The 26,712-nt window shown below is 66.8% G+C and carries 21 protein-coding genes; 11 read left to right on the top strand and 10 right to left on the bottom strand.

Annotated elements, in window-relative coordinates:
* The first annotated feature begins 69 nt into the window (after positions 1-69).
* The gene (locus Verru16B_RS03030; protein WP_069960901.1) at positions 70-1,371 is read left to right on the top strand and encodes an FG-GAP repeat domain-containing protein; all 1,302 of its coding nucleotides are present in this window, start codon (positions 70-72) and stop codon (positions 1,369-1,371) included.
* Between the two features lie 3 nt (positions 1,372-1,374).
* Positions 1,375-2,805 carry a tetratricopeptide repeat protein gene (locus tag Verru16B_RS03035; RefSeq protein WP_069960902.1) on the top strand — a complete coding sequence of 477 codons (1,431 nt, stop codon included), beginning with the start codon at positions 1,375-1,377 and terminating at the stop codon, positions 2,803-2,805.
* Here Verru16B_RS03035 and mgrA read toward each other — a convergent pair.
* Both mgrA and Verru16B_RS03045 read right to left on the bottom strand, forming a co-directional pair.
* Positions 2,802-3,797 carry an L-glyceraldehyde 3-phosphate reductase gene (gene mgrA, locus Verru16B_RS03040; protein WP_069960903.1) on the bottom strand — a complete coding sequence of 332 codons (996 nt, stop codon included), beginning with the start codon at positions 3,795-3,797 and terminating at the stop codon, positions 2,802-2,804. The two genes, Verru16B_RS03035 and mgrA, sit on opposite strands and share 4 nt — an antisense overlap.
* 23 nt (positions 3,798-3,820) lie before the next feature.
* The gene (locus tag Verru16B_RS03045; protein ID WP_069960904.1) at positions 3,821-4,954 is read right to left on the bottom strand and encodes a LacI family DNA-binding transcriptional regulator; all 1,134 of its coding nucleotides are present in this window, start codon (positions 4,952-4,954) and stop codon (positions 3,821-3,823) included.
* Between the two features lie 154 nt (positions 4,955-5,108).
* Here Verru16B_RS03045 and xylA point away from each other — a divergent pair, with 154 nt between their 5' ends.
* From xylA to Verru16B_RS03080, 8 genes are all read left to right on the top strand, one after another.
* On the top strand, positions 5,109-6,437 hold the full coding sequence (gene xylA, locus Verru16B_RS03050) for a xylose isomerase (RefSeq protein ID WP_069960905.1): 1,329 nt from the start codon (positions 5,109-5,111) through the stop codon (positions 6,435-6,437).
* A 74-nt stretch (positions 6,438-6,511) separates the two neighbouring features.
* The gene (locus tag Verru16B_RS03055; RefSeq protein ID WP_069960906.1) at positions 6,512-8,602 is read left to right on the top strand and encodes a glycoside hydrolase family 52 protein; all 2,091 of its coding nucleotides are present in this window, start codon (positions 6,512-6,514) and stop codon (positions 8,600-8,602) included.
* A 34-nt stretch (positions 8,603-8,636) separates the two neighbouring features.
* Complete coding sequence (locus Verru16B_RS03060) at positions 8,637-10,145, top strand: MFS transporter (RefSeq protein WP_069960907.1); 1,509 nt, start codon at positions 8,637-8,639, stop codon at positions 10,143-10,145.
* Between the two features lie 27 nt (positions 10,146-10,172).
* Positions 10,173-10,898 carry a glycosyl hydrolase family 8 gene (locus tag Verru16B_RS18635; protein WP_218918808.1) on the top strand — a complete coding sequence of 242 codons (726 nt, stop codon included), beginning with the start codon at positions 10,173-10,175 and terminating at the stop codon, positions 10,896-10,898.
* Positions 10,899-10,942: 44 nt separating this feature from the next.
* Entirely contained in the window at positions 10,943-11,380 is a 438-nt protein-coding gene (locus Verru16B_RS18640; RefSeq protein WP_218918809.1) for a hypothetical protein, read from the top strand.
* A 106-nt stretch (positions 11,381-11,486) separates the two neighbouring features.
* Positions 11,487-12,725 carry a family 8 glycosyl hydrolase gene (locus Verru16B_RS03070; protein WP_069960908.1) on the top strand — a complete coding sequence of 413 codons (1,239 nt, stop codon included), beginning with the start codon at positions 11,487-11,489 and terminating at the stop codon, positions 12,723-12,725.
* Between the two features lie 22 nt (positions 12,726-12,747).
* The gene (locus tag Verru16B_RS03075; RefSeq protein WP_069960909.1) at positions 12,748-14,931 is read left to right on the top strand and encodes an alpha-glucuronidase family glycosyl hydrolase; all 2,184 of its coding nucleotides are present in this window, start codon (positions 12,748-12,750) and stop codon (positions 14,929-14,931) included.
* Between the two features lie 65 nt (positions 14,932-14,996).
* Positions 14,997-16,649: a glycoside hydrolase family 43 protein gene (locus Verru16B_RS03080; RefSeq protein ID WP_069960910.1), complete on the top strand. Its 1,653-nt coding sequence runs from the start codon at positions 14,997-14,999 to the stop codon at positions 16,647-16,649.
* A gap of 249 nt (positions 16,650-16,898) precedes the next feature.
* On the opposite strand, the gene Verru16B_RS03085 is transcribed toward Verru16B_RS03080, so the two are convergent.
* Positions 16,899-18,140 carry an SGNH/GDSL hydrolase family protein gene (locus Verru16B_RS03085; RefSeq protein ID WP_069963577.1) on the bottom strand — a complete coding sequence of 414 codons (1,242 nt, stop codon included), beginning with the start codon at positions 18,138-18,140 and terminating at the stop codon, positions 16,899-16,901.
* 101 nt (positions 18,141-18,241) lie between these two features.
* On the opposite strand from Verru16B_RS03085, the gene Verru16B_RS03090 reads away from it, so the two are divergent.
* Positions 18,242-18,847, top strand: coding sequence for a DinB family protein (locus Verru16B_RS03090; RefSeq protein ID WP_069960911.1), 606 nt, complete (start codon positions 18,242-18,244; stop codon positions 18,845-18,847).
* Between the two features lie 169 nt (positions 18,848-19,016).
* Here the strand turns inward: Verru16B_RS03090 and Verru16B_RS03095 are convergent, their stop codons facing one another.
* From Verru16B_RS03095 to Verru16B_RS03125, 7 genes are all read right to left on the bottom strand, one after another.
* Entirely contained in the window at positions 19,017-20,432 is a 1,416-nt protein-coding gene (locus Verru16B_RS03095; RefSeq protein ID WP_069960912.1) for a Gfo/Idh/MocA family protein, read from the bottom strand.
* A 110-nt stretch (positions 20,433-20,542) separates the two neighbouring features.
* Entirely contained in the window at positions 20,543-22,090 is a 1,548-nt protein-coding gene (locus tag Verru16B_RS03100) for a TolB family protein (RefSeq protein ID WP_069960913.1), read from the bottom strand.
* Positions 22,091-22,203: 113 nt separating this feature from the next.
* Positions 22,204-22,986, bottom strand: coding sequence for an SDR family NAD(P)-dependent oxidoreductase (locus Verru16B_RS03105; RefSeq protein WP_069960914.1), 783 nt, complete (start codon positions 22,984-22,986; stop codon positions 22,204-22,206).
* A 196-nt stretch (positions 22,987-23,182) separates the two neighbouring features.
* Positions 23,183-24,094: a homocysteine S-methyltransferase family protein gene (locus tag Verru16B_RS03110; protein ID WP_069960915.1), complete on the bottom strand. Its 912-nt coding sequence runs from the start codon at positions 24,092-24,094 to the stop codon at positions 23,183-23,185.
* 56 nt (positions 24,095-24,150) lie between these two features.
* On the bottom strand, positions 24,151-25,113 hold the full coding sequence (locus Verru16B_RS03115; RefSeq protein ID WP_083270057.1) for a virulence factor: 963 nt from the start codon (positions 25,111-25,113) through the stop codon (positions 24,151-24,153).
* Between the two features lie 100 nt (positions 25,114-25,213).
* Positions 25,214-26,278, bottom strand: a complete 1,065-nt coding sequence (locus Verru16B_RS03120) for a uroporphyrinogen decarboxylase family protein (RefSeq protein ID WP_069960916.1) — start codon at positions 26,276-26,278, stop codon at positions 25,214-25,216.
* Positions 26,279-26,364: 86 nt separating this feature from the next.
* Complete coding sequence (locus Verru16B_RS03125) at positions 26,365-26,694, bottom strand: hypothetical protein (protein WP_069960917.1); 330 nt, start codon at positions 26,692-26,694, stop codon at positions 26,365-26,367.
* Positions 26,695-26,712: the final 18 nt, after the last annotated feature.

The raw sequence follows: 26,712 nt of genomic DNA on the forward strand, positions 1-26,712 counted from the left end.
CCGATGCGTATTTGCCTTTGCCTCCCGACTAGCTTGGCTCGGCGTGGTTGTTTGCGTCCCCTTTCGCCCGTGCTCCCTTCCCCTGTATCCCTCTCTCCCGCCCGGCGGGCCAACCTGCTGATAGCGCTCGCCAGCGCCCTGCTCGCCGGCTGCGGTCCCGCCCCGGCCCCTGCCCCGGCACGCCCCGCCGGCCAGGTTCCGGTCGTCGTCGATACCGCGCGCTTCACCAAGGAATCCATCGGCCTGCCCTTTGAGGGCAAACCCTGGATCTCCCATGTCGTCATCGCCGATCTCGACCGCGACGGCCGCAACGATGTCCTCGCCTGCGACGACAAGCTCAACGGCATCGTGTGGCTCCGCCAGGCCGCGCCCGGAAAATTCACCGAGTCCACGCTCATGGCCGGCCTGCCCTCGCCCGTCCACGTCGAGGCGGTGGACATGGACGGTGACCGCGACCTCGACCTGCTGGTGTCGTGCATGGGCGAGGTCTTCCCCAACAACGACAAGATCGGCTCCGTCGTCATCCTCGAGAACGACGGCGCGCAGCAGTTCACCAAGCACGTCATCGCCGACCGCATCGCCCGGGTGACGGACATCCGCGCCGGCGACTTCGACGGCGATGGCCGCCTCGACCTCGCGGTCGGCCAGTTCGGCTACGACCAGGGCGAGATCCGTTGGATGCGCAACCTCGGGAACTGGCAGTTCGAGAGCAAGATCCTCCTCAACCTCTCCGGCACCATCAACGTCTGCGTGGCCGACCTGAACGGCGACCGCACCCTCGACATCGTCGCGCTCGTCTCGCAGCAGTGGGAGGAAATCCACCTCTTCGAGAACGACGGGAAGGGCAACTTCACCGGCAAGATCATCTTCGGCTCCACCAACGAGGACTACGGCAGCAGCGGTCTCACCCTCGGCGACCTCAACCGCGACGGCCGCCCCGACCTGGTCTACACCAATGGCGACGGCTTCGCCTACGCCGATCCCGGCAAGCGCCCGTGGCACGGGGTGCAATGGCTCGAGAATGTCGGCAACGGCAACTTCCGCTACCACCGCATCGCGGATCTCCCGGGCGCCTACGCCCCGGTCGTGGTCGACCTCGAGGGCCGGGGCGTCATGGACATCGTCTGCACCAGCGGCTTCAACGATTGGCAGAACCCGGCGTCCGTCGCCCTGGTCGCCTTCCGCAATGACGGCCAGATGAACTTCACGATGCACGTGCTGGCCCACGCCCCGATCCAGCTCATCACCTGCGCCGCCGGCGATCTCGACGGCACGGGTCGGACTTCGATCGTGACCGCAGGTTTCTACTCGTACCCGCCCTTCGACCGCATGGACCGCTTCACGCTCTGGCGGCCGGCGGCCCGGCCCTGACCCATGCGACGTGGTCCCCGGTTTCTGCTCCTCGCCCTCGTGGCCCTGCTCGGCCTCGCTGCCTGGTTGGGCTACGGCCTCTGGCACCGGCACCGGATCGTGGCGCAGCACCTGCCCGCGACTCCTACCCTGGCCGGTGCCCCCGCGACGTTGAGCGATCAGATCGGCGACGCCACGCTGCAGGCCCGCCACTGGCGCCACGCGCCCCGCGGCCTCGCGCAGCTCAGCCGGTTGTACCACGCGAACGGTTTCTACCCGGAGGCGCTCCAGTGCTACCAGGGACTCAGCGCGCTCGAGCCGCGCAACGCCCGCTGGCCGCACCTCACCGCCAGCATCATCACCAACTACGGCCGCATGGACGAGGCGCTGCCGCTCCGCCGGCAGGCGGTGGCCCTGGCCCCCGACTACCTTCCCGCCCACCTCCGTCTCGGCGACGTCCTCCTGAAAGGCAACCAGGCCACCGAGGCCTCCGCCGCCTACGCCGAGGCCCTGCGCCGCGCTCCCGGCAATCCCTTCGCGCTGCTCGGCCTGGCCCGCTGCGATCTCGCCGCCGGCGACTGGTCCCGGGCCCGCACGCGCCTCCAGGAGGCCGTCGCGCGCAACCCGGACTTTATCGGGGCGCTCTCGCTGCTGGTCACCGTCAGCGAACATTTCGGCGATCGCGCCACCGCTGACGCCCTCCGCCTCACGATCGGCCGCCGGGAGTTCAGCGACCTGCCCGACCCGTGGGTCGATGAGCTCACCGAGGTCTGCTTCGACGCCTATCGCCTCAGCGTCGCCGCCGCCGTGGCCAACGCGGCCGGGGACCGCGCCACAGCCCTCGCGCTACTCGAGCGGGCCATCATCCTCGCGCCTCAGGCCAGCACCTATCACCGCCAGGCCGGCCAGCTGCGGCTGGACGAGAACAATTTCGCCGCCGCCCGCGACCACCTGGAAAAGGCCGTGGCGCTCAACCCCACCGACTCCGACGCCTGGCTGCGCCTGATGGATGCGTATCGCGGCATGGGCCAGACCCAGCCCGCCGTGCGCGCGATGCTCACCGGCCTGACCCACTGTCCGCAATCGCCCAGCCTGCACCTGGAACACGCCCGCTGGCTCCGCGCCAACAACCGCCTGGACGAGGCCATCGCCGAGTTTCGCGTCAGCCACCTCCTGCGGCCGAGCGAGGCCTCGACCTTGGTCGAGCTCGCCACGAGTTATGTCACCGCCGGCCGCACCGCCGAGGCCGTGGTGACGCTGAACCAGGCCCTCGAGCGGCAGCCCGACCACCCGATCGCCCTCGCCACGCTGGCCTTGCTCGCGGTGAACAGCCGCGATGAACCCGAAGCGCTGCGCCTCTGGGCCTTGATCCGCCTGCAGCCCAAGACCCCGCCGGCGGTGGTGAGCCGCCTGCAGCAGACCTTCTCGGCCCAGTTCGGGCGCCCGTTGCCTTAGCCCGCGAGGATCTGGTCCACCCGGGTGATCTCGGCCGCGGTGAGCGGCGGGAATTTCAGGCCCGCGTGGATGTCATCGATCTGCGCCACCTTGCTGGCCCCGATCAGGACTGTGGTGATTTCCGGACGGCGCAGCAGCCAGAGCACGGCGAATTGAGCGAGCGTGGCGCCGCGCTGCTGTGCGACTTCGTGCAACCCGCGGATCTTCGCGAGCACCGCCGGGGTGATCGCGCCGGCCTTGAGGAAACCCGTGGGCCGGCCCGCGCGCGAATCCTCGGGAATGCCCTGGAGGTAGCGGTTCGTGAGCAGCCCTTGCGCGAGCGGGGAAAAGGGAATGCACCCCGCGCCGACCTCGGTCAGCGCCGGCAGGAGCTCCGGCTCCACCCAGCGGTTGAACATGTTGTAGACCGGCTGGTGGATCAGCAGCGGCACCCCGAGGCTGCGCAGGATCGCCGCCGCGGCGCGCGTCTGCACGGCGTTGTAGTTGGACACACCGGCGTAGAGGGCGCGGCCGGACTTCACGGCATCGGCCAGCGCGGTCATCGACTCCTCCAGCGGGGTCTCGGGATCGGGCCGGTGGTGATAAAAAATATCCACGTAGGGAATCCCCATCCGCTGCAGGCTCTGGTCCAGCGAGGCCAGGATGTACTTGCGCGAACCCCAGTCCCCGTAGGGCCCCGCCCACATGCCGTAGCCGGCCTTGGTGGAAATGATCAGCTCGTCGCGATGCGCGGCGAAATCCTGCCGCAGCAGGCGGCCGAAATTCTCCTCCGCCGAGCCCGGGGGCGGGCCGTAGTTGTTGGCCAGGTCGAAGTGCGTGATGCCGAGGTCAAAGGCGCGGCGCAGCAGGGCGCGCTGGTTTTCCAGCACGTCGACGCCGCCGAAATTGTGCCACAGGCCCAGCGAGAGCCGGGGCAGTTTGAGACCGCTGCGCCCGCAGCGGGCGTAGGCGATGGATTCGTATCGTTGCTCAGCGGGCAGGTAGGAGCTCATGGGGAGAGGGAAAGTGCGTTCCTTCAGGTCCGGCGCTTGCGGAGGCTGGCCCCGGACACTTCGAGGACCGGACGGTCCGGGGCCGGAATCGGGCAGCTCGCGCCGTTGTGCCACGTGCCTTCGACATAGGTCGTGGTCGGGATCTCGGGCACGCCGTATTTGTTATGCTGCAACTGCCCGGCGAGAATCTCCACCGCCAGGGCACCCACCGTCGTGTGGTTCTGTTTCACGCCGGCCGTCTTGCCGGAGAAATCGTCGAGGAACACATCCACGAAGGCCACGTCCCGCGGGACGGACAACCCCATCTTCTTGAGCAGGGGCAGCACGAACGACGCCTTGCTGATGATGACCTCGGGCTGGTATTTCTCGTACCACTCGGCGAAGGCCTCGGGTTCGGGCATCACCTCGGACTTGCTCTCGTTCAGCCAGCGCTCGACCGGTTCCGGCTCGGGAAAGAGATGGGCCGGCATGCGCTCCCGGGCGCCCAAGACCTGCTGCTCGCACAGGTAGCCCGCGGTCCAGAGGTGGTCCACGCCGTGGTCCCAGCCGCGGTGCATCACGAAACCGATCCGGCGGTAGCCCGCGCCGATCACCTTCTGCATGGCCAGGCGCGCGATGTCGCACTGGTTGTTGGTCACGTTGTGCAGCGCCGGCTGGTGCGGGAAGTAGTCGATCTTCACCGCGCTGAAATTCTCCCACTTGAACTGCAGGGCGTCGCCCATCTCGCGGCCGTGCGAGGCGATGATCAGGCCGTTGATGCCGCGCGAATACAGGATCTGGCCGAGGCGCTCCTGGCTCATGCCCTCCTCGCGCATCCAGAAATGCTCGAGGATGTACCCCAGCTCCTTCGCCTTCGCCAGGGCGCCCTCGTAGAAATCCGGGTGCGCCGTCACGTTCTTCCAGCCCCAGCGCGTCGCCCAGTTCGTCACGTAGGCCAGCGTCGGCGTGTTGCGCCGCTCGATCACGCCGCCGCGGTACGCCACCAGCGCGCGCAGCAGCGGGTCGGGCGTGTAGCCCATCTCCTGCGCCAGCGCCTGGATGCGCTGCCGCGTCGGCTCGGGCAGACGGGGGTGGTTGCGCATGGCCAACGACACGGTCGTGACATGGACTCCCGCCTTCTTGGCAATATCGGACAGCGTGACGCGGCGTTCACTCATAGGGGTAGCGCGTTACCAAAGCCATGTGCGGCCATTCGACAAGTCTATTGTTAGTATGGGTCACCCCTTGGAGCGGAATAACCCATCCCCGAAACTCGCTCTTGCTACCCCCAGAGACGGTCACTGACTTGGTGATCCCCGTCTCCCCTGTCCCATGAAATCACTGAACACTCACTTCCCGAAGATCGGCAAAATCGCCTACGAAGGCCCGCGTTCCGCGAACGCCCTTTCCTTCAAGCACTACAATCCCGCCGAGGTCGTCGACGGCAAGACGATGAAGGAGCACATGCGCTTCTCCATCGCCTACTGGCACGCCTTCCGCGGCGTCGGCTCCGATCCGTTCGGTCCCGGCACCATCGTCCGCCCGTGGGAGTCCGGCAAGGACCCGGTGTCCGTCGCCAAGGTGCGCCTCGACGCCGCCTTCGAGTTCTTCCAGAAGATCGAGTCCCCGTTCTGGTGCTGGCATGACCGCGACATCGCGCCCGAGGGCAAGTCGCTCGCCGAGTCCAACAAGCACCTCGACAAGATCGTCGCCCACGCCAAGGGCCTGCAGAAGGCCACCGGCGTCAAGCTCCTCTGGGGCACGGCCAACCTCTTCAGCAACCCGCGCTTCATGTGCGGCGCCTCGACCAACCCCGACGCCCACGTCTTCGCCTACGCCGCCGCGCAGGTGAAGAAGGCCATGGAGTGCACCGTCGAGCTCGGCGGCGAAAACTACGTGTTCTGGGGCGGCCGCGAGGGCTACGAGACCCTCCTCAACACCAACCTCAAGCGCGAGCAGGACCACCTCGCCCGCTTCCTGCACCTGGCCGTCGATTACGCCAAGCAGATCGGCTTCAAGGGCCAGTTCCTCATCGAGCCCAAGCCGAAGGAGCCCACCAAGCACCAGTACGACTTCGACGTCGCCTCCGGCATCGCCTTCCTCCGTACCTACGGTCTGGAGAAGTACTTCAAGTTCAACATCGAGACCAACCACGCCACCCTCGCCGGCCACACCTTCCAGCACGAGATCGAGGTGGCCGCCGCCGCCGGCGCCCTCGGCTCGATCGACGCCAACTGCGGCGACCAGCTCCTGGGCTGGGACACCGACCAGTTCAACACCGACGTGCGCGAGCTCACCCTCGCCATGATCTCCATCCTCAAGGCCGGCGGCCTCGGCTCCGGCGGCTTCAACTTCGACGCCAAGCTCCGCCGCCCCTCGATCGACGTGGACGACCTCTTCCACGCCCACATCGGCGGCATGGACGCCTACGCCCTCGCCTTCAAGATCGCCCGTCGCATCCTCGCCGAGGGCAAGTTCGAGTCGTTCGTGGCCGACCGCTACAGCTCCTTCGACTCCGGCTACGGCAAGGACATCGAGACGGGCAAGGCCACCTTCAAGTCCCTCGAGAAACTCGTCCTCACCAAGCTCGGCGAGCCCACCCCCAAGTCCGGCAAGCAGGAGTACCTCGAGAACCTCCTCATGCAGTACCTTCACGGCTGAGCGCCGGCGCCGGGGTGGCCCGCGCGGCCGCCCCGGGTTGGCCGCGCGGATTCCTGAGATTTACCCCACCCCTGATGAACAGCCCGCAAGCGCCGGTGGCGGAAAGCTATCACGCGCAGCATTCCCCGTTCGGCGCCTTCGCCAGTTTCACCGCCGGCCTGGTCGACGCCCCGGGCGGCTTCGGCCAGTCCCTCCGCCGCGCCGCCAACCAGAACCTCTACGTCGGCTTCCGGAAGTCCGCCGGTCAGGACTGGCAGCTCCTGCCCTTCCTGACCCCGCCCAAGTCCCAGGAAACCGCCTTCACCGGCGACGACACCATCGTCCAGCCCCCGCGCGGTTTCCAATCGCTCCGCCCGGAGAACTACCGGCGCACCCTCGGCTGGGCTAGCGACACCTGGCGCGCCGATGACACCCGCTTCGGCTTTTCCCTGCTCTCCCCCTTCGGCCCGATGGCCGACCCGGCGAAGCTGAAAAAAGCCGCCGCCCGTTTCCACCTCGCGCCGGCCATCACCGGCTGGATCGAGTATGACAACCGCACCGGCACCACGCCGGTCGAACTCATCTTCGGCGTGGGCAACGGCGAGGACACCCTGCGCCCGCTCGGCGACGCGCACCCGGCCCTCGCCGGTTTCGCCGGCGGCGGCCGCTTCGGCTACGCCACGAAGTCCGCCCGCGATGTCGCCGTCCGCCAGGGCTTCGACGTCCTGAACCCCCGCTTCCGCGACTATCACGGCCTGCACGTCATCGCCGGTGAGACCGGCCTCGTCTTCACCGTGCCCGCCGGGCGCAAGAAACGCTTCCCGCTCGTCCTCGGCTTCTATGCCGCCGGTCCTGTCACCAGCGGGATCGACACGACCTACGCCTACACCCGCTGGTTCGACGGCCTGGAGGATGTCCTGGTCCACGGCCTCGCCGGGTACCGCGCCTACGAAAAGCTCGCCGCCCAACGCGACCGCGAGTTGGCCCGCAGCCGCCTCGACGCCGACCAGCAGTTCCTCCTCGCCCAGGCCACGCACAGCTACCTCGGCAGCAGCCAGCTGCTCTGGCACAAGAACCAGCCGCTCTGGGTCGTCAACGAGGGCGAATACCGGATGATCAACACCTTTGATCTCACGGTGGACCACCTCTTCTTCGAGCTGGCCTGGCATCCCTGGGCGGTGCGCAACACCCTCGACCTCTTCGTCCGCCGCTACAGCTACCGCGACCAGCACGGCCTCTCCTTCACCCACGACATGGGCGTGAACGACTATTTCACCCCCGCCGGCCGCTCCAGCTACGAGTGCGACGGCCTCGAGGGCTGCTTCTCGCACATGACCATGGAGCAGCTGCTCAACTGGGTCCTCTGCGCCACCACCTACGCCGCCCACACCGGCGACCGCGCCTGGCTCCGCGCCAACCAAAAGACCCTGCTCGCCTGCGCCACCAGCCTCCGGAACCGCGACCACCCCGACCCGGCGCAACGCGACGGCCTCCTCAAGCACGACACCGCCCGCGTCGGTGCCGGCGCCGAGATCACGACCTACGACAGCCTCGACGTCAGCCTCGGCCAGGCCCGCAACAATCTCTACCTCGCCGTCAAAACCCTCGGCGCCTGGGTCCTGCTCGAGCGCGCCTTCGCCGACCTCGGCCTGAAAAAGGACGCCGCCGCGGCCACCGCCACCGCTGATCTCCTCGCGCGCACGCTCACGACGAAGTTCGAGGCCGACACCGGCTTCTTCCCCGCCGTATTCGAAAAGGACAATCGCTCGCGCATCCTCCCCGCCGTCGAGGGCTTCGTCTACCCGCTCTTCCTCGGCTACACCGACGCCACCGACCCGGCGGGCCGCTTCGCCCCGCTCTTCGGCCAGCTCCGCCAGCACATCGGCCAGGCCCTGCGTCCCGGGGTCTGCCTCGATGCCGCCTCCGGCGGCTGGAAGATGAGCAGCACGAGCACCAACACCTGGTTCTCCAAGATCGCGATCGCCCAACACGTGGTTCGCCAGCTCTTCCCCGAGGTCATGAACGCCGCCGCCCGCGCCGGCGACCGCGTGCACGCCGACTGGCAGCGCACCCCCGGCTGCGGCCTTGATGCCATGTGCGACCAGATCCGCAGCGACAGCGGCGTCGCCTGCGGCAGCCGCTATTATCCCCGCGGTGTCACTGCCTGCCTCTGGCTCCTCGAGTAACTTCTTTCCCGGATCCGCCCCACCCCCCATCCCCATGAGCGTCCCCGCCCAACCCAACCACAAACTCTCCTTCATCGAGAAGGCCGGCTTCAGCGCCGGTGATGCCGCCGCGAACTTCGTGTTCATGTCGATGGTGCTCTTTCAAACGAGCTTCTACACCGACGTCTTCGGCCTCTCCGCCAGCGCCGCCGCCGCCATCCTGCTGTGGCCCCGCCTCTGGGACGCCGCCTTTGATCCCATCATGGGCATCATCGCCGACCGCACCAACACCCGCTGGGGCAAGTTCCGCCCCTGGGTGCTCTGGACCTCCCTGCCCTGGGCCGTGGTCATGATCCTGGCCTATTCCACCCCGGATGGCTGGAGCATGGGCGCCATGATCGCCTACGCCGGCATCACGAACACCATCCTGATGACGCTCTACTCGATGAACAACATGCCGTACTCCGCCCTCGGCGGCGTCATGACGGCCGATCTCAACGAGCGCACCAAACTCAACTCGTACCGCTTCGTCTCCGCCAACATTGCGCAGTTCATCGTCGGCGGCCTCACGCTCCCGCTGGTCGCCAAATTCGCCGCCGGCCACGACAAGCAGTACGGCTGGCAGATGACCATGACGATCTGGGCCGTCCTCTGCTTCATCCTCTTCCTTGTCACCTTCTTCACCACCAAGGAACGCATCCAGCCCGTCGTCGCGACCCAGTCCTCCCCCAAGCAGGACTTCCTCGACCTGCTGAAAAACAAGCCCTGGATCGCCCTGTTCATCTACACGGGCTTCCACTTCGCGATGCTCACGTTCCGCGGCGGCGCCCACTACAATTATTACCATCACTACGCCGACAAGGGCGCGATGTTCGACTGGGTCGCCATGCTCGGCCTCACGACGCCGGAAATGGGCTCCACCGGCAGCCTCGCCGACTGGCTGGGTTATGTGGTCCACGGCACCCGCGAGACCGCCACCAATTCCGCCGACGTCTTCAACAGCATCGTCAACATGCTCGGTACCGGCACCACCATCGTCTTCATCATGCTATCCGCGGGCCTGTCCGGGAAATTCGGCCGCAAGAACGTCGCCCTCGTCTGCTTCTCGCTCGCCGCCCTGAACGCTTTCGCGATGTACCTGCTGCCCCCCGACGGCACCTGGGGCATGGTCATCCTCGCCATGACCGGCTCCGTGGTCTACGCCCCGACCTGCGCCATCATGTGGGCGATGTACGCCGACGCCGCCGACTTCTCCGAGTGGCAGACCGGCCGCCGTTTCACCGGCATGGTATTTGCGACCATCGGCTTCTCCCTGAAGTCCGGCCTCGCCCTCGGCTCCGCCTGCTTGCTCTGGATCCTCGCCGGCTTCTGGGGTTATGAAACCAGCAACCCCACCGCACCCAACGCCATCGCCGGCTTCCGCGCCTGCTCCAGCATCGTCGTCGGCCTCCTGTTCGTGGGCTGCGTGGTCTCCGTCGCGTTCTGCGGCCTGAACAAGAGCACCACCCTGCAGATGTCCGCCGAACTGGCCGAACGCCGCCGCAAGGCCGGCCAGGCCACCTGACCCGGCCGCGGGCTCACCCCGCTTCCCATGACTATCCTCCGCCTGCTGCCCGTCCTCCTCGGTCTGGCGGTGGTGGGTTGCGCCACGACCCAACCCGCCTCCGCCCGCAACCTCTTCGCCGACCTCCTCGGCCAGGACGAGGCGGCGCTCGACGCGAAGCTGGACGCCGCCTGGCGGCACTTCTTCGCCGGGGATGAAGGCAGCCAGAGGCTCTATTATCCCGTCGGCGACGACCTCGCCTATATCGCCGACACTGGCAACCAAGACGTCCGCTCCGAGGGCATGTCCTACGGCATGATGATCGCCGTGCAGCTCGACAAAAAGGCGGAGTTCGACCGGCTCTGGCGCTGGGCGAACAAATTCATGCGCCACGCCGACGGCCCCCGCACGGGCTACTTCGCCTGGCAATGCCGCTTCGACGGCACCGTCATCGATCCCGGCTCGGCCAGCGACGGCGAGGCCTGGTTTGCGACCGCCCTCTTTTTCGCCTCCCACCGCTGGGGCGACGGCGAGGGCCTGCTCAACTACGGCGCCGAGGCCCGCCGCCTGCTCCGTGACATGCGGCACAAACCCGCCGCCGGCGGAATCACCCCGATCTTCCACGCCACCGAAAAACAGATCGTCTTCGCCCCGACCGATTTTGCCTACCGGTTCACCGATCCTTCCTATCACCTGCCCGCCTTCTACGAACTCTGGCCCGTTGGGACACCGCCCCCGCCGACCGCGTGTTCTGGGCCGAGGCCGCGACCGTGAGCCGCGCCTTTTTCCCGCGCGCCGCCCACCCGCAGACTGGGCTCATGCCCGAATACTCGCAGTTCGACGGCACCCCCTACACCGGCCTGGAATTCGGCCCCGGCAAAAACGACTTCCGTTTCGACGCCTGGCGCACCCTCGCCAACGTCGCCGTCGACCACGCCTGGTGGCGCGCCGACCCCTGGCAGGTGGAACAGTCCAACCGCGTGCTCCGCTTCCTCGGCGACCACCTGCCCGCCGTGCCCAACCAATTCACCCTCGATGGCCGGCCCCTGTCCACCGACACCTCCCCCGGCCTCATCGCCATGGCCGCCGTCGCCGGCCACGCCGCCGACCCCGCCCTCGCCCGGACCTTCGTCCGCCAGCTCTGGGACCTCCCGCCCCCCGCCGGCCGTTGGCGTTATTACGACGGCTTGTTATATTTCCTCGGCCTTCTCCAGACCGGCGGACGTTTCCACGTCCACGCGCCGGTGTCGCCGTAATCTTTCTCGTTCTCTTAATCTTTCTCTCAATCCCTTCCGAGACACCGCGAGAACGAGAAGGATTACGATAAAGAGAACGATTTAGTATCCAGCAACGCCCCAGCCCATGAAACGCCTCCTCTTTTTCTTAATTCTTAATTCCTCCTTCTTCCTTTCCGGCGTGGCTGCCACGCCGGAGCCCGCCGGCGCCGCCGCCACCGGCCAGTACCGCAACCTCTTCAAGGAATACCTCGGCAAGTCTGATGCCGAGATCGCCGCCCGCGTTCAGGGCGCCTGGCAACAGCTCTTTGCCGGCGACCCCAACGCGGAGGCGCTGTATTACCCCGTCCCCGGCGGCATGGCCTACGTGCCCGACATCAACAACCACGACGTCCGCTCCGAGGGTCTTTCCTACGGCATGATGATCGCCGTGCAGATGGACCAACGGGAGCATTTCAACGCCCTCTGGAAATTCGCCCGCCACTACATGTATTACGATGCCGGCCCGCTGCGCGGCTACTTCGCCTGGCACACCGCCTACGACGGTCGCCGCCTCAGCGCCGGCCCCGCCCCCGATGGCGAGGCCTGGTTCGTCATGGCCCTCTTCTTCGCCTCGCACCGCTGGGGCGACGGCGAGGGCATCTTCGCCTACTCCACCGAGGCCCAGGCCCTCCTCCGCACGATGCTCCACAAGGACCAGGAACCCGGCCGCGGCGCCATCACGCCGATGTTCGACCGGGTCGAGAAACAGATCGTGTTCACCCCCCACCCCCCCGGCAGCACCTTCACCGATCCATCCTACCACCTGCCCGCTTTCACCGCGCTCTGGGCGCGCTGGGCCGCCGATCCCGCCGACCGCGCCTTCCTTGCCGAGGTCACGCAGGTCAGCCGCGGACTCTTCAAGAAAGCGGCCCACCCGCGAACCGGCCTGATGCCCGATTACTCCGCCTTCGACGGCTCACCCCGCACCATGCCGTGGGGTAACCACGATGAATTCCGCTACGACGCCTGGCGCACCCTCGGCAACCCCGCCCTCGACTGGTCCTGGTGGCAGGCCGACCCCTGGCAGGTGGAGCAGTCCAACCGCGTCCTCACCTTCCTCGCCTCCCACGGCGCCCAGCTCCCGGATCGTTTCAAGATCGACGGCACGCCCGTCTCCACCGACTACAACACCGAGGGCCTGATGGCCCAGGCCGCGGTCGCCGCCCTCGCCGCCGACCGCCCCATCGGCCAGCCATGGGTCCAGTATCTCTGGGACATGCCCATGCCCAAGGGCCGCCAGCGCTACTACGACGGCCTCCTCACGATGCTCGCCCTCCTCCAAGTCAGCGGCAACTACCGCATCTACGGCCCGGTGAATCCCTAAAACCATAGGCCCTATACGCCCCATGAAATCCCTCGGCCTTTTCTTCCTTCTTACTTCTTCCTTCTTACTTTCCTCCGCCCTCCGCGCGGACGACGGCTACCGCCTCTGGCTGCGCTACGATCCGATCGCCGACGCCTCCCTGCGCACCGCCTACGCCGGGGCCTTCTCCGAGATCGTCATCCCGGAAAACGCCCGCCCCCCCGTCACCTCCGCCCGCGACGAACTCGTCACCGGCCTCCGCGGCCTGCTCGGCGTCGACCTACCGGTCGTGACGAAAGCCACGCGCGACCACGCCCTGATCCTCGGCACGCCGCGCGACCCGTGGATCGCCTCCGTCATCAGCGAGGCAGACCTCCGCACCGCCAGCGTCGAGGGCTACATCGTCCGCCGCGTCGCCCATGAAGGCGGCCACCGCACGCTCATCGTCGCCAACCGCGAAGCCGGACTCCTTTACGGTGCCTTCGCCCTGCTGCGCCACCTCCAGACCCACGAACCCCTCGACGGACTGAACTTGATTAGCGCGCCCAAGATCCAGCGCCGCCTGCTGAACCACTGGGACGACCTCAACCGCCACGTCGAGCGCGGCTACGCCGGCTTCTCCCTCTGGGAATGGTTCTACCTCCCCGAGATCCGCGACCCGCGCTACCGCGACTACGCCCGCGCCCTCGCCTCCCTCGGCCTCAACGGCACCGTCCTCACCAACGTCAACGCCAACGCCCAGATCCTCACCGCCCCCTACCTCGCCAAGGTCGCGGCCCTCGCCCAGGAATTCCGTCCCTGGGGCGTGCGGATCTACCTCACCGCCCGCTTCAGCGCCCCGATCGAGATCGGCGGCCTCCCGACCGCCGACCCGCTCGACCCCGCCGTCGCCGCCTGGTGGCAGGCCAAGGTCGCCGAGATCTACCGCGCCATCCCCGACTTCGGCGGCTTCCTCGTGAAGGCCAACTCCGAGGGCCAGCCCGGCCCGCAGGACTACGGCCGCACCCACGCCGACGGCGCCAATATGCTCGCCGACGCCGTCCAGCCCTTCAACGGCATCGTGATGTGGCGCGCCTTCGTCTACTCGCCGGACAACAACGACGACCGCGTGAAGCAGGCCGTCAGCGAGTTCGGCCCGCTCGACGGGAAATTCCGCCAGAACGTCATCGTCCAGATCAAGAACGGCCCGCTCGATTTCATGCCGCGCGAGCCCTTCTCCCCGCTGTTCGGCGCCATGCCGAACACCCGCCTCGCCGCCGAGCTCCAGATCACCCAGGAATACCTCGGCCAGTCCATCGACCTCGCCTACCTCGCGCCGCTGTGGAAGGAGGTCCTCGACACCGACACCTACGCCCGCCGTGAGCCTGTCGAATCGGCGAATGGCAAAGGCACCACGATCGCCTCCATCGTGGACGGCAGCGCCAAGCTCCAGCACCCGTCCGTCATCGCCGGCGTCGCCAACACCGGCACCGACCGCAACTGGACCGGCCACCTCCTCGCCCAGTCCAACTGGTACGCCTTCGGCCGCCTCGCCTGGGATCATCAACTCTCGTCCGAACAGATTGCCGACGAGTGGACGCGCCAGACCTTCGGCCACGACGCCACCGTCGTCGCCACCATCAATAAAATGCTTCTCGGTTCGCGCGAGACCGTGGTGAATTACTCGATGCCGCTCGGCCTCACCCACATCATGGCCGAGGGCCACCACTACGGCCCCGGCCCCTGGGTGGACAAACTCGGCCGCGCCGACTGGACCTCGGTCTATTACCACCGCGCTGACGAAAAAGGCCTCGGCTTCGACCGCACCGCCACCGGCTCCAACGCTCTCGCGCAATACGCCCCCGAGTGGCAGAAACTCTGGGGCGACCCGGCGACCTGTCCCGAGAACCTCCTCCTTTGGTTCCATCACGTGTCATGGGATCACCCGATGAAGTCCGGCCGCCCGCTCTGGGACGAACTCTGCCTTCGCTACCAACAGGGCGTGGACGAGGTGCGCACCCTCCAGCGCGACTGGGCCTCCCTCCAGGGCAAGATCGATGCCGAACGCTTCACCCACGTCCAACAGCGCCTCGCCCGCCAGAAAAAGGAAGCCGTCAACTGGCGCGACGCCTGCCTGCTCTACTTCCAGCAGTTCTCGAAGCGCCCGTTCCCCGCCGGGGTCGAGCCCGCGGCGCACCCCCTCGAACACTACCAGCAGATCCTCCGCAACATGCCGGGCCACCGGTAGTTTTTAGCTAGGCCCTATACGCCCGATAGGGCCCATAAGGCCTATAATAAACCCCCACCCTTCCCATGAAACTCCTGCTCCTCCCCACCCTCATGCTCGCCGCGGCCGCCTTCGCCGCCGAGCCCGTCGCCTTCGAGTCGTTCACCTACACCGGCCGCGACACGATCTTCGAGACTCCGCTGCCCGCGGGCCACTACCGCAATCCCATCCTCGCCGGCTACTACCCCGACCCGAGCATCTGCCGCGTCGGCGAGGATTACTACCTCATCAACTCCTCGTTCGCCCACTTTCCCGGCATCCCGGTTTTCCACAGCAAGGATATGGTGAATTGGAAACAGCTCGGCCACGTCATCGACCGCCCGACCCAGCTCAACTACGACAACCTCGGCATCACCCGCGGCATCTTCGCCCCGGCCATCAGCCACCACGACGGCACGTTCTACGTGATCTGCACGATGGTGGATTCCGGCGGCAACTTCATCATGACCGCGTCGGACCCCGCCGGCCCCTGGTCCGATCCGATCTGGCTGGAATTCGACGGCATCGACCCGTCCATCTTCTTCGACGACGACGGCCGCGCCTGGATCGTGAACAACGGCAACCCGCCCGAGAACAAGCCGCTCTACTCCGGCCACCGCGCCATCTGGGTCCAGGAATTCGACTTCAAGAACAAGAAGATGATCGGACCCCGCAGCATCATCGTGAACGGCGGCGTGGATCTTTCCACCAAGCCGGTCTGGATCGAGGGTCCGCATATCTACAAGCGCAACGGCTGGTACTACCTCTGCTGCGCCGAGGGCGGCACATCCAACCACCACTCTCAGGTCATCCTGCGCAGCCAGGCCCCCACTGGTCCCTTTGTCCCGTGGGACAAGAATCCCATCCTCACCCAGCGCAACCTCGACAACAACGCGCCGCATGCCGTCACCTGCACCGGTCACGCCGACCTCGAGATCGGGCCCGACGGAAACTGGTGGTCGATCTTCCTCGCCTGCCGCCCCTACGCGCCGGATCGCTGGGCCACCGGCCGCGAAACGTTCCTGCTCCCGGTCACCTGGACCGAGGACGGCTGGCCCCTGATCCTGCCCCCGGGCGAACGCGTGCCGTATATCGTGAAGGCCCCCGTCCCCACTGCCCCGATCGCCCAGGCTCCGCTCAGCGGCAATTTCACCTGGACCGACGAGTTCGACCAAGCCGCCCTCTCCCCGTTCTGGATCATGATCCGCACGCCGAAGGAAACCTGGTGGAAACTCGCCGACGGCAAACTGAACCTTATCCCGCGCGCCGACCGCCTATCCGGCAAGGGCAACCCGTCCTTCTATGGCCGCCGCCTGCAGCACTCAAAATTCGACGCCACCACGAAGCTGGCCATTCCCGCCACCGCCGGCACCTCCGCCGGTCTCGCCATCAGCCAGCGCGAACAAAACACCTACACCTTCGCCGTCCAACGCGGCCAAGGCGGCCTGAGTGTCTTCGTCGAGGTCCAGAACGGACCCAAGCCCCAGACCCTCATCACCGGCCTGCTCCCCGCCGACGCGAAGGAAATCGAGCTCCGCATCACCGGCGAGGAAAAGACCCTCACCTTCTCCTACGCCCTCAACGGCGTGTGGAAGGAATTCCTCCCGAAGGCCGACTCCTACCCCATCAGCGTCCAAGCCGCCGGCGGCGGCGGCCACTTCACCGGCGCCCTCATCGGCCCCTTCGCCCGCGCGGAGTAATACCAGCCTCGGCTGGCGAGGCCTTGTTGTAGGGCGGGGTCTCCGAACCCCGCCTCGGACGCGGCAATGTGATCGAACGAAGGCGGGGTTCGGAGACCCCGCCCTACAGTCCGGAAGCTTGGGGCATTAGAAGCCATTTACGGTTCTGTGTAGGGGCGTGCCTTGTGCACGCCCGATCGGCCGCTTTGCAATGCAGGGCGTGGTCAAGCCACGCCCCTACACTCCTGGAGTGGCGGTGCCCCACTCGCTTCACCTGCCTTTCTTGTCGCACTCGCACCCGCCCGCCTCGAACAACCCCAGGTCAATCGATCCGGCGATAATCTTGTATCCCTCCGCCGACAAATGCAGGTGATCCCCGCCGTCCGTCGCGGCGGATAACCTCGCCGGATTCGCCGGATCGCGCGCCACGGCATCAAAGTCGATCACGGCATCAAAGCGTCCACCGGTGCGGATCCACGCGTTCACGGTCTGCCGCGCCGCCTCGCGCTCCGGGACATCATACATCGTGAATCCGCCCAACGGCATGATCGTGGCCCCATAGACCTTGAGGCCATGGTCATGCGCCCGGGTGATCATCTGGTCGTAGGCGGCAATCAAGTCCTGCGCGGTCTGCGCGGCATTTTCCGGTGCCGCCGTGCCGAGATCGTTCACTCCCTCAAGGATGACCAGCCACTTCACCCCGGGTTGGGCGAGGACGTCGCGGTCAAAGCGGCGCAGCGCACTCACCCCCAGGCCGTCCCGCAACACCCGGCCGCCACCCACCCCGTGGTTGAGCACCGCGACCTGCGCCGTGGCCGGATTCGCCCGCAGGCGCTGCGAAAGGATGTCGGGCCAGCGGTCGTTGCCATTCGTCGTCGAGCCACGGCCGTCGGTGATAGAATCCCCCAGGATCGCCACCGCCGCAGCCGGCTGGGACGTCAACACGTCGATACTGGCAACGAAATACCAGTGGTCCGTCCGCACGGCGTCGGACAGGTCCTCCGCCCCGGGCGCCACCTGGCCATAAGCGAAATACGAGGTCGTGCGCGAACCGGGATGTCCCGTGACATCGCTGGGCGCGCCCTTCGTCACCAACGTGATCGCCAGATCCGCCATTGGCGCGAGCGGCGCGTCCACCGGATCGGAAATCACATTGGCCCCGGGCGGCAGCGTCACGGCCGTCGCCCCGCGAAACGTCAGCGCCCGGCTCGTCCCCGCCTGAATCTTGGCGTCTGCGAAGCCGTCGGCCAGCGCCACGTGGACGGACTCGAACGTGACCGGCCCATTGCCAAATTCATTGGAGAAGCGCACGCGGAACTGCTCCCCGCCGATGGACACCCGCAGTTTCTGGCGCACCGTGGCCTCGGCAAAGCCCGGTGCCGGCGGCAGGTTGTGCGGCTCCGTGAGCTGCTGGCTGGTGGCCCAGGTCGCCACCCAGCGTCCCGAAGTTTCGCCAGCTTGGACCAGCGCCGACGCGAGCAGGCAGCCCGTGATGATCAGGAATCGTTTCATGAGGAGGGATAAGGTGACCGTGCCCCGGCGGAGGAACCGCCGATTCACTCTTGTTGGGATAGTCGCATCGGTTAATTTGACCACCGCAACCCCATTCATACATGAGAACCACGCTCCTCACCCTGCTTCTGTCCCTCACCGTCCTGACCGGCCTGCGCGCCCAGGATCTTTCCGCCGACGATCGCGCCGCCGGCCTCGCCTACCTCGAGAAAACCCGCGCCGGCGTCTACGCCGCCGCTGCGGGCCTGTCCGAGGCCCAGCTGACTTTCAAAGCCGCCCCCGACAAGTGGTCGGTGGCCCAGGTGCTGGAACACATCGCTTCCGCCGAGGACATGCTCCTGGGTATGGTCACGGAACAGGCGCTGAAGGCCCCGCCCCGGAGCGACGGTGAGGACGTGAAAGCCATCGACGCCCTGATCCTCACCGCGATCCCCGACCGCAGCCAGAAACGCTCGGCCCCGGAGCCGCTGATTCCCTCCAACCGCTACGGTTCGTCCGCGGAGGCCCTCAAGCACTTCGGCGAAAGCCGCACCAAGACCCTCGCCCTGATGGCGGACGTGCCGGACCTCCGGGGCCACGCCATGGACAGCCCCCTCGGCAAGAAACTCGACCCCTACCAGTGGCTCCTCTTCATCTCCGCCCACACCGAGCGCCACACGAAGCAGATGCTCGAGGTGAAGGCCGACCCGGGGTTTCCGAAGCAGTAAGTTCAGCCTGTAGGGCGGGGTCGCCGAACCCCGCCTGCTTGTGTAGGGTCGCCGCTTGCGGCGAGCTCGCGGCTGAGGTCGGCGCAAGCGCCGACCCTACATCGAATCTCAAGGCGGGATTCGGAGATCCCGCCCTACACTCAATCCTCTCTTACGCCGGGCCCGAACCTCACGCCTTGGCCGCCAGGCGCAGCGCCCCATAACCCGCCCGCTCGGGCCGCGTGAGCAGGGCATCCGCGGCAGCGTCGTTCACGAAACGGCCGGCCCCGGCATCCCACGTCAGCGGGCGGGCCGTCTTCATCGCGATCCAGCTGAGGATGCACGCCGTGTTGCTGTGGTGCGCCATGGCGGCGGGCGACAGCGGCTTGGCGCGCGACTGGACGCACTCCAGCCAGTTCTTGTGGTGCGACAGGCTCTCGGGGAACTTCACCGTCACTCCCTCGGGATCCAGCAGCTTCGGGTCGCTGGCGGCGAGCCAGTGCAGCTTTCCCGGGGTGTTGCTCTTCGGGTCGCTGGCCGTCGCCCCCTCGTCGCGGGCCACGAAGATCCAGCCCTCGTCACCGATGAATTTGATACCGTTCTGCAACTCGTCGGACACGCGCATCCGCACGCCGCCGGGGTATGTCAGCTGGACGTTGTATTTGCCGTGTACATTCCAGATCGCATTCGTCGGAAACTCACCCGTGCCCTCGAGTTGGAGCGGCCCACCGTATTCCTGATCCAGGCCCCAGTGGGCCACGTCGAAGTGGTGCGAACCCCACCCCGTGATCATGCCGAGGCAATACGCCTCGTGGCGCAGCCAACCCGGGCGCGATCCGATGTCGAGGGCGCCCTCGGCGTTGAGTCGTTGGGAATGTACGCGTTGCTCGGTGTAATAAACCTCGGGCGTCGGCCCGAGCCAGCGGTCGTAGTTGAGGTGTTCCGGCACCGGCTGGGGCGGGTCGTCGCGTCGGGTCGGGTCGATGGGCAGGCCGATTTCGACCGCCGTGATGCGGCCGACCCGCCCGCTGCGCACGAATTCACAAGCCCGCCGGAACTGCTGGTGCGGTCCCCACGACCGCTGCTGACTGCCGATCTGCATGATGCAGCCGCTCCGGGCCACGGCATCCCGCAACACCACACTCTCGGCGTAGGTCATGGTGAACGGTTTCTGCAGGTAGATATCCTTGCCCGCTCGGACGGCCCGGAGCGCCACCTCGGCGTGCTGGTGGTCGGGCAGGCTGAGGACCACGGCGTCGATATCCTTCCGGGCGAGCAGTTCCTGGTAATCGGCATACGCCGCGACCTCCGGCGCCATCCGGGTGCCGCCCTGATAAAACCGCTGCACCCACGCCTGACCGTGCGCGAGGCGTTTGGTGTCGAGGTCGCAGACCGCCACGACGTCGGCCAGGCCCGACTTGAGCACTCCGGGCAGGTCATGCCCGAGGGCGATGCGCCCGCACCCGATCTGGCCCACGCGGATCCGGTTGCTCGGCGCGGCCGCCCCGAACAGCCGGGACGGCACGATCAGCGGAGCCGTGAACAGGGCGGCGGCCCCGGCGGCGGTGCGGACAAACTGACGGCGGGAGACGGGGGAGGTTTTCATGGGGTAAACGTATTTTGTAGGGTCGGTGCTCGCGCCGACCCTAAAAGGGGGAAGTGGAGATTAGCATCACCCCGATCTTAGTATCTTCCACGTCCGCCCCTGCGGACAGTTCACTTGATATTGTCCGTGTTGCTCACGAAGGCCACGCGCGTGCTGTCGGGGGACCAGGAAGGCACGTTGATCGTGCCCTGGCCACCGAAGACGTAGGCGATGACGCGCGGCTTGCCGCCCTCGATGGGCATGAGGCGCAGGTAACAGTGCTTGTAGTAGGGGTGATCCGCCGGCGCCACATCCTGGCCATAGGAAATGAAGGCAATCCACTTGCCGTCGGGCGAGATGTGCGGGAACCAGTTGTTGAACTCGTCGTTCGTCACCTGCTCCTGGCCGGAACCATCGGGCCGCATGCGCCAGAGCTGCATCAGGCCGGTGCGGGTGGAATTGAAATAGATCCACCGGCCGTCTGGCGTAAACTCCGGGCCGTCGCTCAGGCCGGTCGAGTTCGTGAGCCGGATCTCCTCACCGCCCTCGGCGGGAATCTTGTAGATGTCGTACTTGTCGCTGGTCGCGTCCGGCGTCTCCTTGCGGCCGCCGGTGTAGACCAGCCACTTGGCGTCGGGAGACCAGCCGTGGAAATAGGACGGGGACTTGGGCGTGACCCGCACCGGCGCGCCGCCAGTGGCCGGCAGCTTGTAGATGACCGAGCGACCGCCATCGGCCGGCGTGTGGATGCTCACGCCGAGCATCTTGCCGTCGAAGGTCAGCACATGGTCGTTGTTGTTGCGGCCGATGGTGCCGGTGTCGAGCGGGCCGATCTGCTTCGTGACCAGATCGAAGGTCTGGAGCTGGCCCTTGTCGGCTCCGGGGCCGCTGACGTTGACGATGAGGGTCCGGCCGTCGGGCTTCCAATTAGGCGCCTCGAATTGCACGGGCGAGCTGTGCACGACCTCGAGCTTGCCGGTGTGGACGTTGAGGATCTCGAGATGGGCGCCGATGTAGTCGCGGTAGGGCTGGTAGCCGGCCTTTGGCGGCTGGATGATGCGCACATCCTTGAAGATGATCTCCTCCTTCACCTTTGCGTCGTGTGAGCAAAGGAACAGGCCGACCAAAGCCTCCTCGCCGAGGTCAAGGCCCGTGAGGGTCTGCGACACGAACGGCTCGCCATAGCGGGCCGAGGAAAAGATCCAGGTGTCGCCGCGGCGCTCGAGCTGGACGACATCGCCGCCGGTGAGCGGCAGCACGACCTGCTCGGTGATGGCACCGGCGGTGCGGCGGTATTGCAGCGAGGTGAGGCCGTCACCGCCGTGGACGCAGGCGTCTACGTAGGCCGAGTCGGCGTCGAGGCTCTTCCGCGCGATCCAGCCGGCCTTGCGGTGCGGGTCCACGCCCTGCCCGACCCACTCGAGGCGGGCGCGGACGATGAAGTCACCCTTCAGCTTGTTCCAGGCGAACTGGTGCTGGTCAGTCGTGCCCCACATATTGATACCGGCGGCGCTCATGCGGTAGTGCTGGATCGAGGGGTCGTAGGTGGTGGCACCGGCGATGGCGGGCGCGCCGACGTCAGCGGATTCCGCAAATTGACCGACCGGCGAGCCGGCGGACAGATTGAGACCAAGGACGAGCAAGCCGGCCAGCAGGCCGGTGAGACGGGGTAATTTCATGTCGGGGGGGTTGGGGTAAAAGCACCGGGAACCAGGACTAAATACCACCCGCGGACCGTTTGCCAACGTTATGGCACGGTTTTTTCCTTCCACCCCCGCCGACAGATTACAGGTCAGAATCCCATGCTGACGCCGCCGTCGACAGGCATGATCGTGCCGGTGATGAACTTGGCGGCCGGGGATGCGATGTAGACCGCGGCCCAGCCCACATCGGACGGTTCACCCAGCCGGGCCATGGGCGTGCGGCTCACGATCTTGGTCTTGCGGCCCGGGTCGCCCTCGAAGGCCTTGCGCGACATCGCGGTATCGATCCAGCCCGGGGCGATGGCGTTCACACGCACCCCATGCGGGGAGAGCTCCGTGGCCATGGTGCGGATCATGCCCATCATCGCCGACTTGGCCGCGGCGTAGGCCACCACGAGCGGGATGCCAAACAACGAGGCCATTGAGGCCATGAAGATAATGTTGCCCTGCTTGCGCTCGATCATGCCCGGGAGCACCGCCCGGGAGAGGGCGTGGGCCCCGAAAATATGCGTGCTCATAACCTCCTGCAGTTCCTCCGGGGTGGTGTCGACGGCCGGCTTCTTGAGGTGCTTGCCCGCGTTGTTGACCAAGCAGGTGATGGGACCGTGCTCCTGCGTGATCCGCGCGATCAAGGCCGGGGCCTGGTCGTATTTGGTGATGTCGTGGACCGCATACGACGCCCGCTCCCCCAGCCCCTGCACGGCGGCGGCGAGCTCCGCCTCGCGGCGGCCGACGAGGACGACGCGCGCCCCGGCCGCATGCATGGCCTGCGCCACGGCGAGACCAATGCCGGTGCCACCCCCGGTGATGAGGACGTGCTCGCCGGCCAGCGAGAATGCTTCGGGAAAATTCAGGGATTTGGATGGAGGCATAAAATCAGGCTTTCACCACGGATGGGGACAGAGGGGAAACCAAGGCCGCCCTGTCCGTCATCCTGAACACCGTGAAGGATCCCGCCGCATGCGCGCCCGCGGGCGCGACACTGGACCCTTCGCTCCGCTCAGGCTGCCTGGAATCGAATCTAATCTCCGGGTACATCCGCGTAATCCGTGGTTAAAACAGGTTTGGTCAATGCGACCGATTGAAACCGTCCACAACCTGCCGGATTGCCCGCGTATGGTCCGGCGTGCTGCCGCAGCAGGAGCCGATGATGCCGACACCGATGTCGAGCACTTCGGGGACGTCCTTGGCCATGTCGGCCGGGAGTTGCTTGTAGACGGCCTTGAGGTTCTCGAGCACGGGCAAGCCGGCGTTGGGCTGCACCATGACGGGCAGGCCGCAGGCCTCCCGGTAAAGGCGGCCGACCATCGCGGCACCCTTCATGTCCATGCCGGTCCCGCAGTTGAGCGCCACGATGTGCGCGCCGCGCTCCGCCACGAACTCGGCGGCCTGCTCCGGGGAGATGCCCATCATCGTCTTGTAGAAGGTGCCGTCCAGGGACAGGTCGTAGGCCAGCGAGGCGATGATGCAGGGGGCCTTCGCCGCCCGGGCGGCATCGATGGCCAGGCCCAGTTCCTCGAGCCCGGTCTGGGTCTCGATGATGAGCGCATCCGCCCCGGCCTGCACGAGCGCGACCGCCTGCTCTTCCAGCGCGGCGCGGGCCTCGGCCTCGGACAACTCGCCGTAGGGCTCGAGCAACGCGCCGAGCGGACCGATGTCGCCCAGGACATAACCCGGGCGGCCGCCGAAGGCCTCGCGCGTGATCCGCACGGCCGCGGCGTTGAGCGCCGCCAGCTCGGCCTCGTGGCCATGACGGCGCAGCATGATCCGGCTGCCGCCGAAGGTGTTCGTGATGATGCAATCGGCCCCGGCATCGGCATAACGACGCTGGATGGCGAGCACGCGATCGGGATGCGTGAGGTTCCAGGCCTCGCCGCAGGCGCCCGATTCGAGGCCGGCGAGCATGAGTTGCGTGCCCATGGCCCCGTCGCACACGAGGCGGCGGGTGGTGAGGGCTTCAAGGAGCGGGGGTTGGTTCATGGGGTAAGGCCTTCGGGGTTGGGCGCGTGGTGAGGTGCGTGACAGGCAGGGCAGGCTCAGTTCGGGCGGTCGAGTTCGAGCGCGAGGGCCCGGGCCACTTCATCCGGGCTGCCGGGGCGGGTCTGCTCCTCGCCCCACTTGAGCTCGGCGGTGTAGGCGTCGCCGGAGGTCAACCCCAGCTTCTGCGCCTCGCGGTCGATGCGCTCGGCGAACTTGACGGGCAGGTCCTGCTTCACCTCGCCGAAGTCGTCCCACACCTTCACGGCGGACGGCAGATCGCGCCAATAGAGGATCTGGTAATGCACGAGGTTGCCGGGCGGGCGCTCGGCGGCCACGGCCACGGCCTTCACCCCGGCACGCCCGGCGGGCACCGGGGCGGCCCCCTTGCCCACCAAATAGAGGAACAGGTCCACGGCGTTCGAAGCGTCGGATCCGTAGCCGTCGGCGCCGATCTCGTCGGCGAACATCTGGCTGATCGGCGCGCCGCCGATCGCCATCTTGATGTGGTCATAGCCCGGCTGGTCGAAGCCGTCGACGACGGTCTTCATGTAGGTCATCGTGGTCGTGAGCAGCGCGCTCATCCCGATGATGTCGGGTTTGAACTCGTCCGCGGCGGCCTTGAATTTCTCCACGCTCTGGTCCACGCCGATGTCCTTCACCTCGAAGCCGGCGCCCTCGGCCATCATGCACACCAGGTTCTTGCCGATGTCATGCAGGTCGCCGCGCACGGTGCCCATGAGCAGGCGGCCGACGGAACTGTCGACCGCGCCCTTGGCACTGAGCAGCGGCTTGAGCACGCCCATGCCGGCCTTCATCGCGCGGGCGGCGATGAGGACCTCGGGGACGTAGAGGATGTTGTGTTTGAAATCCTCGCCGACGACGCTCATCCCGGCGATGAGGCCGTCCGACAGGATCTCCTGCGCGGTGCGGCCCTCGGCGAGGGCGGCCTGGGTCAGCTGCTCGACCTCCTTGGCTTTGCCCTCGTAGATGCACTGGTTCATCAAGGCGTAGTCTGGCATGGGGGAAATGGGGTTCGGAGAGGGTTAGGTGGTGGGCGGCGAGCTTGCTCGCGCAGGGAGGGTGGCGTCTGCAAGCAGACCGCCCACGGGGTACATAGGTTCAGGCGCTGCCGAAGTGGGCCTTGTTGAATTCGTCGAGCGCGGCCTTCATCGCCACGATGTTCTCGCGGGGCATGCCGGGACTGGTGCCACCGCCGACAGAGAGCACAAGGCCCTTGCCGTTGTTGGCGCCCTTCTCGAGCACGTCAAGCGTCGCGGCGCGGACCTCCGCAGGGGTGCCGCGGACGCCGACCTCGAGGGGATTGACGTTGCCCATGAGACAGATCCGGTCACCGACCCGCGCCTTCACGTCGGCGATGTCGGTCTGCTTGCCCCAGTTGAGCATGTTGAATCCGCAATCAGGCAGGTGCTCGAGGCAGGCCTCGATCGAGGCGTCGTTATGGTACAGCTTCACCCAATCCTTCGGGAACGCGTCGCAGATGCGCTTCAGGTAGGGGTGGCAGAACTCCTGGTAGTGGTCCTCGTTCACGAAGCCGACGATGTCATCGAGCAGAAAGATGCCCTCGACCGTCGGGCCCATGACTTTCACCTGCGCCTTGAGCCAGTCGATGATCAGGCGCGTGCAGAGGTCGAGGAGCTTGTGGGCCCACTCGGGCTTCTCGACCAGGTCGATCATGAAGTCGCTGGTGTTGCGGGCGAAGCCGGCGGTGCACATCGGGCCGCGGGCCGTGGCCATCGTGAAGATCTCGCCGGTGTCGAGCACCTGCTGGCGCTGCATACGCAGGCGGTGGAGCGTCATGGCCATGAAGGCGTCAGCCTCCACCTCGTACTCGGGCAGCTTGTCCACGTCCTCGATGTTGAAGAGCATGTGGTACTCGCTCGGCGTGTTGTCCTGCCAGAACTTGATCTTCGAGCCGAGGACGGACGGCTCGGCCGCCATGCCGTACTCAAGCCAGTAGCCGGGGACAAAGATGATGTCGGGAAACTCCGCGTGAATCTTCCGGTGCGACTCGAACCACACCTGCGGGTCGAGGAAGAAGTCCATGTGCTTCACGCCGACGTAACCGGGGATCCAGGGGCTGTCGATGATCATGGCCATCGGCACCTTGTTCAGTTTTTCCATGCGCGCGGCGCGTTTGAAGATATCCCATTGGGCGGGTGTCATGAGGAAGGGGAAGTTGAGGGTTTAAGTTTGGGTTCTGGGGCTGGGGTTCTTGCTACTTGAAAATTGGCACGCGTTACCTCGCGCCCTCACGGCGCAATCAGGATTTCCGTGTCGGTCACCTGCAGTTGCACCCCGGCGGCCGTGGCGGCCTCGGCGAGACAGGCCTGCAGCATGACCACCGGGTCCGGGCTCACCTGCAGCCGGCGCAGCAGGCCGTCGCCCTTCTTGGCCAGACCGACCTTGAGCGTGACCTTCAGGCCGCGGCGCTTGCAGGTGACGCGGGTGCCGTCGGGCAGCGCGGCGTTCATCGGCTTGATGAAGGCGTCGACGTAATGCACGCCGACACCGGACTTGTCCGGGAAGACGGTGGGCAGCTTGGCGGCGGCAGTCGGGGCGAGGTCGCAGAGTTTGATCATGAGCGGGACGGGTAAGGG

The sequence above is a fragment of the Lacunisphaera limnophila genome (assembly GCF_001746835.1).
Lineage (GTDB): Bacteria > Verrucomicrobiota > Verrucomicrobiia > Opitutales > Opitutaceae > Lacunisphaera > Lacunisphaera limnophila.

What these genes read in the sequence shown, in the direction of transcription:
- mgrA (WP_069960903.1), bottom strand. Translation starts at nt 3,797, where the DNA reads ATGAGCTCCTACCTGCCCGCTGAGCAACGATACGAATCCATCGCCTAC.
- Verru16B_RS03125 (WP_069960917.1), bottom strand. Translation starts at nt 26,694, where the DNA reads ATGATCAAACTCTGCGACCTCGCCCCGACTGCCGCCGCCAAGCTGCCC.
- Verru16B_RS03115 (WP_083270057.1), bottom strand. Translation starts at nt 25,113, where the DNA reads ATGCCAGACTACGCCTTGATGAACCAGTGCATCTACGAGGGCAAAGCC.
- Verru16B_RS03080 (WP_069960910.1), top strand. Translation starts at nt 14,997, where the DNA reads ATGAAACTCCTGCTCCTCCCCACCCTCATGCTCGCCGCGGCCGCCTTC.
- Verru16B_RS03100 (WP_069960913.1), bottom strand. Translation starts at nt 22,090, where the DNA reads ATGAAATTACCCCGTCTCACCGGCCTGCTGGCCGGCTTGCTCGTCCTT.
- Verru16B_RS03120 (WP_069960916.1), bottom strand. Translation starts at nt 26,278, where the DNA reads ATGACACCCGCCCAATGGGATATCTTCAAACGCGCCGCGCGCATGGAA.
- Verru16B_RS03045 (WP_069960904.1), bottom strand. Translation starts at nt 4,954, where the DNA reads ATGAGTGAACGCCGCGTCACGCTGTCCGATATTGCCAAGAAGGCGGGA.
- Verru16B_RS03060 (WP_069960907.1), top strand. Translation starts at nt 8,637, where the DNA reads ATGAGCGTCCCCGCCCAACCCAACCACAAACTCTCCTTCATCGAGAAG.
- Verru16B_RS03075 (WP_069960909.1), top strand. Translation starts at nt 12,748, where the DNA reads ATGAAATCCCTCGGCCTTTTCTTCCTTCTTACTTCTTCCTTCTTACTT.
- Verru16B_RS03110 (WP_069960915.1), bottom strand. Translation starts at nt 24,094, where the DNA reads ATGAACCAACCCCCGCTCCTTGAAGCCCTCACCACCCGCCGCCTCGTG.
- Verru16B_RS03055 (WP_069960906.1), top strand. Translation starts at nt 6,512, where the DNA reads ATGAACAGCCCGCAAGCGCCGGTGGCGGAAAGCTATCACGCGCAGCAT.
- Verru16B_RS18640 (WP_218918809.1), top strand. Translation starts at nt 10,943, where the DNA reads ATGCCCGAATACTCGCAGTTCGACGGCACCCCCTACACCGGCCTGGAA.
- Verru16B_RS03105 (WP_069960914.1), bottom strand. Translation starts at nt 22,986, where the DNA reads ATGCCTCCATCCAAATCCCTGAATTTTCCCGAAGCATTCTCGCTGGCC.
- xylA (WP_069960905.1), top strand. Translation starts at nt 5,109, where the DNA reads ATGAAATCACTGAACACTCACTTCCCGAAGATCGGCAAAATCGCCTAC.
- Verru16B_RS03035 (WP_069960902.1), top strand. Translation starts at nt 1,375, where the DNA reads ATGCGACGTGGTCCCCGGTTTCTGCTCCTCGCCCTCGTGGCCCTGCTC.
- Verru16B_RS18635 (WP_218918808.1), top strand. Translation starts at nt 10,173, where the DNA reads ATGACTATCCTCCGCCTGCTGCCCGTCCTCCTCGGTCTGGCGGTGGTG.
- Verru16B_RS03070 (WP_069960908.1), top strand. Translation starts at nt 11,487, where the DNA reads ATGAAACGCCTCCTCTTTTTCTTAATTCTTAATTCCTCCTTCTTCCTT.
- Verru16B_RS03095 (WP_069960912.1), bottom strand. Translation starts at nt 20,432, where the DNA reads ATGAAAACCTCCCCCGTCTCCCGCCGTCAGTTTGTCCGCACCGCCGCC.
- Verru16B_RS03090 (WP_069960911.1), top strand. Translation starts at nt 18,242, where the DNA reads ATGAGAACCACGCTCCTCACCCTGCTTCTGTCCCTCACCGTCCTGACC.
- Verru16B_RS03085 (WP_069963577.1), bottom strand. Translation starts at nt 18,140, where the DNA reads ATGAAACGATTCCTGATCATCACGGGCTGCCTGCTCGCGTCGGCGCTG.